At 68.7% G+C, this 10,437-nt stretch carries 12 protein-coding genes; 8 read left to right on the top strand and 4 right to left on the bottom strand.

Annotated elements, in window-relative coordinates; genetic code table 11:
* From VLK61_RS04885 to VLK61_RS04875, 3 genes are all read left to right on the top strand, one after another.
* Window positions 1-1,119 (top strand): chorismate-binding protein (locus VLK61_RS04885; RefSeq protein WP_325418869.1); only part of this gene is annotated, 1,119 nt, incomplete at its 5' end.
* On the top strand, window positions 1,116-1,790 hold the full coding sequence (locus tag VLK61_RS04880; protein WP_325418867.1) for an HAD family hydrolase: 675 nt from the start codon (window positions 1,116-1,118) through the stop codon (window positions 1,788-1,790). The genes VLK61_RS04885 and VLK61_RS04880, both read left to right, overlap by 4 nt.
* A 131-nt stretch (window positions 1,791-1,921) precedes the next feature.
* Window positions 1,922-3,043, top strand: coding sequence for a methyl-accepting chemotaxis protein (locus VLK61_RS04875; RefSeq protein ID WP_325418865.1), 1,122 nt, complete (start codon window positions 1,922-1,924; stop codon window positions 3,041-3,043).
* 39 nt (window positions 3,044-3,082) lie between these two features.
* On the opposite strand, the gene VLK61_RS04870 is transcribed toward VLK61_RS04875, so the two are convergent.
* From VLK61_RS04870 to VLK61_RS04855, 4 genes are all read right to left on the bottom strand, one after another.
* Complete coding sequence (locus tag VLK61_RS04870; protein WP_325418863.1) at window positions 3,083-3,721, bottom strand: M48 family metalloprotease; 639 nt, start codon at window positions 3,719-3,721, stop codon at window positions 3,083-3,085.
* Between the two features lie 104 nt (window positions 3,722-3,825).
* Window positions 3,826-4,455, bottom strand: coding sequence for a response regulator transcription factor (locus VLK61_RS04865; protein WP_325418861.1), 630 nt, complete (start codon window positions 4,453-4,455; stop codon window positions 3,826-3,828).
* Entirely contained in the window at window positions 4,452-5,825 is a 1,374-nt protein-coding gene (locus VLK61_RS04860; RefSeq protein ID WP_325418859.1) for a HAMP domain-containing protein, read from the bottom strand. Before VLK61_RS04860 ends, VLK61_RS04865 begins: the two co-directional genes overlap by 4 nt.
* Complete coding sequence (locus VLK61_RS04855; protein WP_325418857.1) at window positions 5,822-6,946, bottom strand: alpha/beta fold hydrolase; 1,125 nt, start codon at window positions 6,944-6,946, stop codon at window positions 5,822-5,824. Before VLK61_RS04855 ends, VLK61_RS04860 begins: the two co-directional genes overlap by 4 nt.
* 121 nt (window positions 6,947-7,067) lie before the next feature.
* Here VLK61_RS04855 and pqqA point away from each other — a divergent pair, with 121 nt between their 5' ends.
* From pqqA to pqqE, 5 genes are all read left to right on the top strand, one after another.
* Window positions 7,068-7,142 carry a pyrroloquinoline quinone precursor peptide PqqA gene (gene pqqA / locus VLK61_RS04850; protein ID WP_325418871.1) on the top strand — a complete coding sequence of 25 codons (75 nt, stop codon included), beginning with the start codon at window positions 7,068-7,070 and terminating at the stop codon, window positions 7,140-7,142.
* A gap of 61 nt (window positions 7,143-7,203) precedes the next feature.
* On the top strand, window positions 7,204-8,124 hold the full coding sequence (gene pqqB, locus VLK61_RS04845) for a pyrroloquinoline quinone biosynthesis protein PqqB (protein WP_325418856.1): 921 nt from the start codon (window positions 7,204-7,206) through the stop codon (window positions 8,122-8,124).
* Window positions 8,125-8,132: 8 nt separating this feature from the next.
* Window positions 8,133-8,846 (top strand): pyrroloquinoline-quinone synthase PqqC, encoded by a 714-nt coding sequence (pqqC, locus tag VLK61_RS04840; protein WP_325418854.1) that lies wholly within the window; start codon window positions 8,133-8,135, stop codon window positions 8,844-8,846.
* A complete protein-coding gene (gene pqqD, locus VLK61_RS04835) occupies window positions 8,843-9,118 on the top strand; it encodes a pyrroloquinoline quinone biosynthesis peptide chaperone PqqD (RefSeq protein WP_325418852.1) in 276 nt (91 codons plus the stop codon). Before pqqC ends, pqqD begins: the two co-directional genes overlap by 4 nt.
* A gap of 1 nt (window position 9,119) precedes the next feature.
* Window positions 9,120-10,274 (top strand): pyrroloquinoline quinone biosynthesis protein PqqE, encoded by a 1,155-nt coding sequence (pqqE, locus tag VLK61_RS04830; RefSeq protein WP_325418850.1) that lies wholly within the window; start codon window positions 9,120-9,122, stop codon window positions 10,272-10,274.
* Window positions 10,275-10,437: the final 163 nt, after the last annotated feature.

The raw sequence follows: 10,437 nt of genomic DNA, 5'->3' as shown, positions 1-10,437 counted from the left end.
CTGCTGCGCAACGACCTGGGTCGCATTGCGCAGATCGGCTCGGTCACGGTGCCGGCGCTGTTTGCCATCGAGCCCTACACCACGGTGTTCCAGATGACTTCCACCGTGCACGCCACGCGGCGGCCCGAGGTCGACATGCCGCAGCTGTTGCGCGCGGTGTTCCCCTGCGGCTCGATCACCGGCGCGCCCAAGCACCACACCATGGCGCTGATCGGCGAACTGGAATCCACGCCGCGCGGCCTGTACTGCGGCGCCATCGGCTGGGTCGACGCACCGCGGGACGGCGCGCGCTGTGGCGACTTCTGCCTCAGCGTGGCCATTCGCACGCTGACGCTGGGGCCGGCCGAGCAGGGGCTGCGACCGCTGGTGCTCGGCGTGGGCGCCGGCATCGTGCAGGACAGCGTGGCGGCCGACGAGTTCGACGAATGCCGGCTGAAAGCCCGCTTCCTGACCGGGCACGACCCGGGCTTCGCGCTGTTCGAAACCATGTTGGTCGAACCCGGCGGCGGCATTCACCGTCTGGAGCAGCATCTGGCGCGCATAGCGCACAGCGCCCGGGTGCTGGGCTTCGGCTTCGACCCCGCCGCGGCGAGCCAGGCGTTGCAGCAACGCGCCGCTTCGCTGCCGCCGGGCAGCGCCCACCGCCTGCGGCTGGCGCTGGCGCACGACGGGCAGATCACGCTGAGCCACGCCGTGCTGCAGCGCTTGCCCGAAACGCCGGTCGGCCTGCTCATGGCGCCGGTGCCGTTGCCGCGAGCCAACCCGCTGTCCGGCCACAAGACCACGCTGCGCCAGGCCTACGACGCCGGCGTGCGCGCGGCCGAGCAGGCCGGCGCCTTCGACAGCCTGTTCTTCAGCCGCGACGGCCGGCTGGTCGAGGGCGGGCGCAGTTCGGTGTTCGTGCGGCTCGCCGGCCGCTGGTGGACGCCGCCGCTGAGCGACGGCGCGCTGCCGGGCGTGATGCGGGCTGCGGTGCTGGCCGATCCGGCCTGGCAGGCGGCCGAACGCAGCCTGTCGCACGCCGACCTGCTGGCGGCCGAGGCCTTGATGGTCTGCAACGCCTTGCGCGGCGCCTTGCCGGCGCGGCTGCAGAACCACGCCGGTGCGCTGGCGGCATGAAGCTCGCACTGTTCGACCTGGACCACACGCTGATTCCGTTCGACAGCGGCATGGCCTGGACGGAATTCCTGGTCAGTGCCGGCGTGCTGCCGGACAGCGCGGCGGAACGCTACCTCGACTTCTGCCACCAGTACGTGGCCGGCACGCTGGACATCCACGCCATGCACCGGGCCAGCGTGGCCCCGCTGGCCTGTTTTCCGCGGCCCTTGCTCGACCAATGGGGGCGTGAGTTCGAACTGCGCGTGGCGCCGCGCCTGCCCGCGGCGATGCGCGCGCTGGTGCAGCAGCACCAGGACGCCGGCGACCTGTGCGCCATCGTCACCGCCACCACGCGCTTCATCGCCGAGCCCATCGCCCGCCTGTTCGGCGTCGACCAGGTGGTGGCCACCGAGCCCGCCACCGCGGACGGCTCGCCGCAGGGCGCGCTGACCGGCGAGATCGCCGGCCTGCCGTGTTACCGCGAACACAAGGTGACACGCGTCGCAGGCTGGCTGGCCGAGCGCCGGCCGCCGCCGGCCGGCGGGCTGTCGGCATTCGAGCGGTCCTGGTTCTATTCCGATTCGGCCAGCGACCTGCCGCTGCTGTTGGCCGTCACCGACCCGGTGGCGGTGCGCCCCGATGAGCGCCTGCGCGCCCACGCCGTGCGTGAACGATGGCCGGTCATCGACTAGAGGCTGTTCAAACGACAGATACCGGTGTGAACCGGCCCTAAAGCGCTGATCGTTTTTGCCGAAGTTGCGGCAAGCTTGGATGTTCACGCGGCGACTTTCATGTCCGCGCTCAGGTGTCTCAGGAGACGGTAATGGAATGGATTCGCAAGGTCAGCCTCGTCAAGCGGATGATGATTGGGTTTGTGGTGATGGCGGTGTTGATGGCGCTGATCGGCGGCAGCACGCTGTGGGCACTGCAAGACCAGGCCACGCCGCGGGCGCGCACGGCACTGCAACTGACCGGGGCGCTGACGATCGCCGGCGTCCTGTTCGCGCTGCTCGGCGGCTGGGCCATCGTGGCCAGCATCAAGCAGTCGGTGGAATCGACGGTGCAATGCGTCATCCGCATCGCCGGCGGCGACCTGGAGACCAAGATCACCTCGCCAGGCCGGGATGAAATCTCCTGGCTGCGCGGCGAACTGAACGGCATGCGCAAGAAGCTGCGCACGATGGTGCTGGACGTGCGGCAGACGGTGGACGGCGTCAACAGCGCGTCGGAAGAAATTGCCAGCGGCAACGTCGATCTGTCCAATCGCACCGAAAGCCAGGCCAGTGCGCTGGAACAGACCAACAGCTCGATGCAGCAACTCGCCGAAACCGTGCGCAGCAACACCGAGAGCACCAACGAGGCGCGCAAGGTCGTCACGGTGTCCAGCGAGGTGGCGGCGCGCGGCGCGTCGATCATGCGCGACGTGATCGCCCGCATGGGCGAAATCAACACCAGCGCCACGAAGATCTCCGAGATCATCGGCGTGATCGACGGCATTGCCTTCCAGACCAACATCCTGGCGCTGAATGCCGCGGTGGAAGCGGCGCGGGCCGGCGAACATGGCCGCGGCTTCGCGGTGGTGGCCTCCGAGGTGCGCAGCCTGGCCCAGCGCAGCTCCACCGCCGCGCGCGAGATCAAGACGCTGATCGGCGACTCCAGCGAGAAAGTGAGCGCAGGCTCACGGCTGGTCGACGATGCCGGGCGCACGATGCAGGAGATCCTGGACAGCGTGAAGAGCGTGGCCGGCCTGATCGGCGACATCGCCGAGGCCAGCCAGTCGCAGAACAGCGGCATCAGCCAGGTGCACCAGGCGATCGCGCACATCGACTCGATGACGCATCAGAACGCGGCACTGGTGGAAGAGCTGGCCGCGGCGGCGCAATCCCTCAAGGGCCAGACGGGACGGCTGACCAGCTCGATGAGTTCGTTCCAGGTCGTGGCCTGACGACCACCCGCCTGGCGCGGCGCTGCCGCCGCGCCAGCCTCATTCAGCGCCGGTGAGCGCGGCTTCGGCCGCGCGCAACGAGGCCAGGCGCTTGCGTGTTCCGGGGTGCGTGGCACTGTCGCTGCGCACGCCCATGGCCATGAAGGCCGAGACGGCGTCCCGCGGCGAGTGACCCAGTTCGCGTAGCGCCCGCAAGCCGAAGGTGTCGGCCTCCAACTCGTGCCGGTGGGCCATCGCCGAGGCTTCGCGGCCGAGCTGCGGCGCCACGGCGTCGGTTTGTGGCCGCAGCACCTCTCCCGGCACCCAGGCCTGGTAGACACCGGTCATCTGCGGCCAGTGGCCCAGCATGACGTGGCCGAGTTCATGCGCCAGGATGAACAAGCGCTCGCCCTCGGTCAGATCGGCCAGCGACTGGTTGACGACGATCACCCGCCCATGCAGCGTCTCGGCCAGCGCCGCGCCGCTGACCACCCGCAACTCGACCGGCGGCAGCGGGCCGGCGCGGCGCAGCAGCGTGTCGAAGGTCCGGCGGATCGTGCGGCTGGCCGGCGCCTGCGGGTCGGCTTCGGGGCTGGCTTCCAGCCGCTGCTGCTGTGAACGCGCCAGCACCTCGACGATGCCTTCGCACCAGGCCGGAACTCCGGTGAGTGCCAGAAAGAACACGAACAGCCAGCGCATGGCACCACCTTGGGGCAAGCCCCGGACCGCATCGCCGGGAGTTGCGGACTCAAGGGCAACAAGCGTGCCGGGATGTCGGGTATACCCTCATCCGGGTGCTGGCGCTAGACCTGAATCAATCCCCACTGCAGTGCAATCAAGGTCAGCTCCGACTGGTTGCTGGCGCTCAGTTTCTGCTTGATGTGGTAAAGGTGCGTGCCCACCGTGCTGGGCGACAGCTTCAGGTTGTCGGCAATCTGCGCCACCGACAGCCCGCGGGCGAGCTGCAGAAAGACCGAGAACTCGCGTTCGCTCAGGGTCTCGGCCGGACTGGTCTCGCCGGTGACCTGGGCCATGGCCAGCGCCCGGGCGGTCAGTGGGTCGACATAGGCTTCGTGGGCGGCCACCGCGGTCACCGCGGCGATAAGTGCATCCGGCGCGCTGCGCTTGGTCAGGTAGCCCAGCGCGCCCGCGCGCAGCACCCGCCGCGGGTGGGCTGTGTCTTCATGGGCCGAGAGCACCAGCACGCGGGCCTTGGGATCCTGCGCGATCAAGCGGCGCACGGCCTCCAGCCCGCCCATGCCGGGCATCGACAGGTCCATCACCACCACGTCGGGCTTGACCCGCGGGTAGTCGATGCAGGCCTGCTCGCCGCTGTCGACTTCGGCCACCACCTCCACCTGCGCATCGGCCAGCAGCATGCGAAAGCCCATGCGCACCAGCGCATGGTCGTCGACGAGCATCACGCGGATCATTCAGTCTCCTGGGGCGGCCGGGAATCGGTAGGCAGCGGCACGCGCAGGCGCAGCTGCGCACCGTGCGGCGCCACGGCGTCGACATCGAGCTGGCCATGCAGCGCCTGCACGCGTTCGCCCAGCCAGCGCAGGCCGTAGTGGCCGGTGCGCTGCGACCAGTCGGGCGCCAGGCCCACGCCGTCGTCGACGAGGCTCAATGTGACCTCGGTGTCGCTGCCGCGCAGGCTCAGCCGCAAGTGGCGTGCTTGGCCATGCCGCAGCGCGTTGGTGATGCCTTCCTGCGCGGCGCGGTACAGCGTCAGCGCCAGCTCGCCGGGCAGGCGCGCGGCGCCCAGGTCGACCTGCTGCTGGATCTCGACGCCGGGCTGGCTGCGCCGGGTGCGCTCGACCAGGTCGTCCAGCGCTTCGGCCAGGCCGAAGTTGTCCAGCACCAGCGGCGTCAGCCGCGGGATGATGCCGTGCATCGCGTCGTACAGCCGCGAGGATTCGTCGGCGATCAGCCGCGCTGCCTGTTCGGATTGCGCATCGAGCGCGCCCACGCGCTGCGCGATCGACAAGGCCATGCTGCGCATCGCGGTGACGGACTGGCCGAGTTCGTCGTGCAGCTCGCGGGCGATCAGCCGCCGTTCCTGCTCGACATGCTGTTCGATCCAGCGTGTCAACTCGCGGCTGTCGGACAGCTGGGTTTCGGCACGCAGTGCGCGCTTCTCGGTTTCGATGTGGTCCTGCAGGTCGCCGACCATGCGGTTGAAGGCCCGGCCGATGGCGGCCGCTTCGGTGCCGGCCAGCGCCGGCAGGCTGACGTCGAAGCGGCCGGCCTGCACCTGGTTCAGGGCGGCGACGATCTTGCCGAAGGGCCGCACCGTGCGCCCGACCAGCCAGAACACCAGCGCATTGACCAGCACCAGCAGCGCCAGCGCGCCGCTGCTCAGCCCCACCGTGTAGTCCCAGGCATCGATGGCGGCGCGCGAGGCATTGGCCTGCACCACCAGCTTGCCGTCGGGAAACTCGATCGACTGCGCCGAGGGCGGCGGCGTGATCAGCGCTTCGAACCAGGCCGGCGCGTCGCGTCCGGCCTTGTACGGCGACGGCGGCGAGCGGTACAGCTCCACGCCCTGCGCATCGACCAGCGTGATGTCGTTCGAGCGGATGCGGCCCACGCCCTGCAGAAAGGCCAGCATCGCCGGCGTGCCCTGGGCCGCGTAACGAAAGGCGGTGCGGTTGAGCAGCTGCGCCGCCACGCGGTTGGCTGCCGCGACCTCTTCGTGCACCGATTCCCGCAGGCTACGCAGCTGCAAGCCGATCACCGCGGTCACGAACAGCACGGTCAGCGCGCCGACGATCAGGTTGATCTGCAGGCGCAAGGTCATGCCGGGCTCCCGAAGTCGCCCTGCGCGGCGTAGCACTGCAGCGCCCGCACCATCGCATCGACCATCGCCGGGTGCGTGGGATCGTGGCCGACGCCGTCCAGCCACTGCAATGCGCTGTGCGGCAGCTGCCGGTGCAGCGCCAGCGCGCCTGCGGGACGGCAGATGCGGTCTTCGCGGCCATGCAGCAGCAGCGTGGGCACGGTCGGGCTGGCGGCGCAGCGATCGAGCAACGTCGGTGAATCGAGCCAGCAGCGATGCAGCAGGTAGTGGCTTTGCACGCGGTAGCGATCGATCAGCGCGTCCAGTGCGGGGTTGACCGGCGCTCCCAACGCGGGGTCGTCGGCTTGGGGGGCCGATGCCTGCGCCGCCGCGCCGCTGGCCAGCGCCTGCTCCCACTGCGACCAGGCCGATGCAATGGCCCGGCACCGCGCGGGGTCATGCTGCGCGAACACCTCGGCCAGCCACGGCAGCAGGTCGTCACGCCGCTCCGCCGGCGCGTGGTCGGCGAAGTGCTGCCAGGCCTGCGGCTGCTCGACTGCAACGCCCCGGAAGAACCAGTGCAGATCGTCGGCGCGGGCGAGGAAGCTGGCGCGCAGCAGCAGCGCGGCCACGGCCTGCGGCTGATCCGCGGCATGCGCCAGTGCGAGCGTTGCGCCCCACGAGCCGCCCACCACCAGCCAACGCGCCAGGCCCAGGTGTGCGCGCAGCGCGCGCAGGTCGGCCAGCAGATGGGCTGTCGTGTTGTGCGTGATGTCGCCGCGCGGTCGGCTCAACCCGGCACCCCGCTGGTCCATGCAGATCAGGCGATAGCGCTTCGGATCGAAGAAGCGCCGCAGCAGTGGCGAACAGCCCGAACCCGGGCCGCCATGCAGCAGCAGCGCCGGCAAGCCCTCGGCACAGCCATGCTCCTGCACGTGCAGCACATGGCCATCGCCCACTGGCAGGCGGTGCGTGCGAAACGGCGGCGTGTCAGGGTACAGCGTGGCAGGCCCGGCGGCAGCGAGGGCGAAGGCGGCGGTGGGGACGGCAGCGGACACGGCATCGATGGTATCGGCTGGACCCGTGCCGATCGGCCGCGCCTTGCCTGGACCTGCCTCCTCGACCAGTTTCATGAAAATCATGAGGTGCGTCTCATGATCCGAGGGCTGGGCGCGGGCTGGCCGCGCCGCCATCATGCGTCAAGGGATCAATGCATCCCCGCAGTGGCCGGCCGGCGACTGCGCCACTCCCAGGAGACTCTTCATGCAATGGCAAACCCCGACCGCGACTGATTTCCGCTTCGGCTTCGAAATCACGATGTACATCTCGGCACGCTGAGCAACCCTCTTGCGCTGCCGCCGCCCCGGGTTCAGGCCCGGGGCGGCTGCGCGTGTCCACGATGCGCATCACCATCCTCGGTTCCGCCGCCGGCGGCGGCTTCCCGCAGTGGAACTGCAACTGCCGCAATTGCGCCGGCGTGCGCAGCGGCGCCGTGCGGGCCGTGCCACGCACCCAGTCGTCGATCTTCGTGCAGGGCGACGAGGCCACCGACGGCGTGCTGTTCAACGCCTCGCCCGACATCCTGGAGCAGATCCGCAGCCATCCGGTGCTGCAGCCGGCCCGCGCGGTGCGTGACACGGCAATAGCCGGCGTGGTGCTGATGGACGGCCAGATCGACCATGCCACGGGCCTGTTCATGCTGCGTGAACGCGGCACGCCCTTGCCGCTGTGGTGCACCGATCCGGTGGCCGAGGACTTGACCGAGGGCAACCCGGTGCTGCGCGTGTTGGGTCATTTCTGCGGCGTGCAGCGCGAGCGCATCGTGCCCGATGGCACGGCCTTCGCCGTGCCCGGCGCACCGGGCCTGAGCCTGCGCGCCTTTGCGCTGTCCAGCAAGGCGGCGCCGTATTCACCGCACCGCGAAGCGCCGGTGCCGGGCGACAACATCGGCCTGCTGATCCGCGACGAGCGCAGCGGCCGCAGCGCCTTCTATGCGCCGGGCCTGGGCGAGATCACGCCGGCGCTGTTCGACGTGATGGCCGGCGCCGACGCCGTGCTGGTCGACGGTACCTTCTGGACCGACGACGAGATGATCGGCCTGGGTCTCAGCCGCAAGACGGCGCGCTCGATCGGGCACCTGCCGCAGTCCGGCCCGGGCGCCATGATCGAGTGGCTGGACAAGCTGCCCGCGCCAACCCGCCGGTTGCTGATCCACATCAACAACACCAACCCGATCCTCGATGAAGATTCCGATGAACGCGCGCTGCTGCTGCAGCACCGCATCGAGGTCTGCGAAGACCGTATGACGATCACGCTGTGAGCGAGCCCATGACTTCCCTGGACAGTTGGACCCGTGACGAGTTCGAAGCCAAGCTGCGCGAGCGCGGGCGTTCGTACCACATCCACCACCCGTTCAACGTCATGCTCAACGGCGGGCGGGCCACGCCGGAGCAGATTCGCGGCTGGGTCGCCAACCGCTTCTACTACCAGATCGCGATACCGATAAAAGACGCGGCCGTGATGTCCAACTGCCCCGACCGCGAGGTGCGGCGCGGCTGGGTGCAGCGCATCCTGGACCACGACGGTTTCGAGCTCGGCGGCGTGAAGGACGAAGGCGGCATCGAAGCCTGGTTGCGCCTGGCCCTGGCCGTGGGACTGACGCGCGAAGAGGTGCTGGACCAGCGCCATGTGATCCCGGCGCTGCGCTTCGCGGTCGACGCCTACGTCAACTTCGCGCGCCGCGCGCCTTGGCAGGAGGCGGTGTGCTCATCGCTGACCGAACTCTTCGCGCCCGAGATCCACAAGCAGCGCCTGGCCACCTGGCCCGAACATTACGGCTGGATCGAGTCCGAAGGCCTGGCCTACTTCCGCAACCGCGTCAGCCAGGCGCGGCGCGATGTCGAACAGGGCCTGGCCATCACGCTGGACCATTTCGACACCCGGCCGATGCAGGAGCGGGCGCTGGAAGTGCTGCAGTTCAAGCTCGACATCCTGTGGGCGATGAACGATGCGATGGCGCTCAAATACGGCGTTAGCGCATGAGCGAAGTTGTCGACACCACCCGGCCCCGCGTCGCCCCCGGCTTCCGGCTGCAATGGGAGCCCGTGCAGGACTGCCATGTGCTGCTCTACCCCGAGGGCATGGTCAAGCTCAATGGCAGTGCCGGCGAGATCATGAAACGCTGCGACGGCCAGCGCGACGTGGCAGCCATCGTGCTCGACATCGAGCAGACCTTCAACCTGAAGGACTTGCGCAAGGACGTGCTGGGTTTTGTCGAGCTGGCTGGCCAGCAACGCTGGCTGACTTGGGAATGACATGAGCAGCGCAAGCCTTTCGAAGCCCGGCCCGCCGTTGTGGCTGTTGGCCGAGCTGACCTACCGCTGCCCGCTGCACTGCGTGTTCTGCTACAACCCGGTGGACTTTGCGCAGCAGGCCGACGAGTTGTCCACCGAGGACTGGCTGCGCGTGCTGCGCCAGGGCCGTGAGCTGGGCGCCGTGCAGTGCGGCCTGTCGGGCGGCGAACCGCTGGTGCGGGACGACCTGGAGATCATCGTTGCCGAGGCCCATCGCCTGGGCTACTACACCAACCTGCTAACTTCCGGCGTCGGCCTCACCGAAGCCCGCGCCAAGGCGCTGAAAGCCGCGGGGCTGGACCACGTGCAGCTGAGTTTCCAGGACTCGACGCGCGAGATGAACGACTTTCTCTCGCACACCAAGACCTTCGAGCTGAAGAACCGCGTTGCGAAGATCATCAAGGACCAGGGCTGGCCGATGGTGATGAACGTGGTGATCCACCGCATGAACATCGATCACATCGACCGCATCATCGGCATGGCGGCGGAGTTCGGTGCCGAATACATCGAGCTGGCCAACACGCAGTACTACTCCTGGGCCTACCTGAACCGCGAGCAGTTGCTGCCCACGCATGAGCAACTGCGCCGCGCCGAGGAAGTGACCGATGCTTGGCGGGCCAAGCTCGGCGACCGCATGAAGATCTTCTTCGTCGCGCCCGATTACCACGAAGGCAAGCCGAAGAAATGCGTCAACGGCTGGGGCAGCATGTTCCTCACCGTGGCGCCTGACGGCACCGCGCTGCCTTGCCACACGGCCAAGATGCTGCCGGGGCTGAGCTTTCCGAACGTGCGCGATCACGGTCTGCGCGAGATCTGGTTCGACTCCGAGGGCTTCAATCGTTATCGCGGCACGGGGTGGATGAAGCAACCTTGCGCCAGTTGCGACCAGCGCGAGGTGGATCTCGGTGGCTGCCGCTGCCAGGCCTACCTGATTGCGCAGGATCCGGCGATGGCTGACCCGGTGTGCGTGAAGAGTCCGCACCATCACCTGGTGACAGAGGTCGTGGCGAGGGCGGGGGCGGCTGCGCTGCGGCCGGTCACCGAGCACCCGCTGGTGTTCCGCGATCCTGTGAATTCGCGGCGGTTGAGTGCCCCGGCGCCGGCTGAGTCGGGCTGAGACTCTGGGTTTGTTGTGTTGTTGTGTTGTTGGGCGGACGGTGATCACTTGTGGCACTGCGCCGGGTCCCGCCCCGGCAGGCGGGTCACTTCTTTCTGCTGGCTCAGAAAGAAGTAACCAAGAAAGAGAGCCTTGAAAACCAAACGTTCATTTGTGCATCCGT

It is taken from the genome of Aquabacterium sp., from assembly GCF_035476535.1.
Lineage (GTDB): Bacteria > Pseudomonadota > Gammaproteobacteria > Burkholderiales > Burkholderiaceae_C > Pseudaquabacterium.
Note: the sequence above shows the minus strand (reverse complement) of the source record. Positions and strands in the feature narration are given on the sequence as shown.

Bases quoted from the DNA above. Each gene is read 5' to 3' on its own strand.
- VLK61_RS04870 (WP_325418863.1), bottom strand. From the start codon at position 3,721: ATGCGCTGGCTGTTCGTGTTCTTTCTGGCACTCACCGGAGTTCCGGCC.
- pqqD (WP_325418852.1), top strand. From the start codon at position 8,843: ATGAGCGAAGTTGTCGACACCACCCGGCCCCGCGTCGCCCCCGGCTTC.
- VLK61_RS04865 (WP_325418861.1), bottom strand. From the start codon at position 4,455: ATGATCCGCGTGATGCTCGTCGACGACCATGCGCTGGTGCGCATGGGC.
- VLK61_RS04880 (WP_325418867.1), top strand. From the start codon at position 1,116: ATGAAGCTCGCACTGTTCGACCTGGACCACACGCTGATTCCGTTCGAC.
- VLK61_RS04860 (WP_325418859.1), bottom strand. From the start codon at position 5,825: ATGACCTTGCGCCTGCAGATCAACCTGATCGTCGGCGCGCTGACCGTG.
- VLK61_RS04875 (WP_325418865.1), top strand. From the start codon at position 1,922: ATGGAATGGATTCGCAAGGTCAGCCTCGTCAAGCGGATGATGATTGGG.
- VLK61_RS04855 (WP_325418857.1), bottom strand. From the start codon at position 6,946: ATGATTTTCATGAAACTGGTCGAGGAGGCAGGTCCAGGCAAGGCGCGG.
- pqqC (WP_325418854.1), top strand. From the start codon at position 8,133: ATGACTTCCCTGGACAGTTGGACCCGTGACGAGTTCGAAGCCAAGCTG.
- pqqB (WP_325418856.1), top strand. From the start codon at position 7,204: ATGCGCATCACCATCCTCGGTTCCGCCGCCGGCGGCGGCTTCCCGCAG.
- pqqE (WP_325418850.1), top strand. From the start codon at position 9,120: ATGAGCAGCGCAAGCCTTTCGAAGCCCGGCCCGCCGTTGTGGCTGTTG.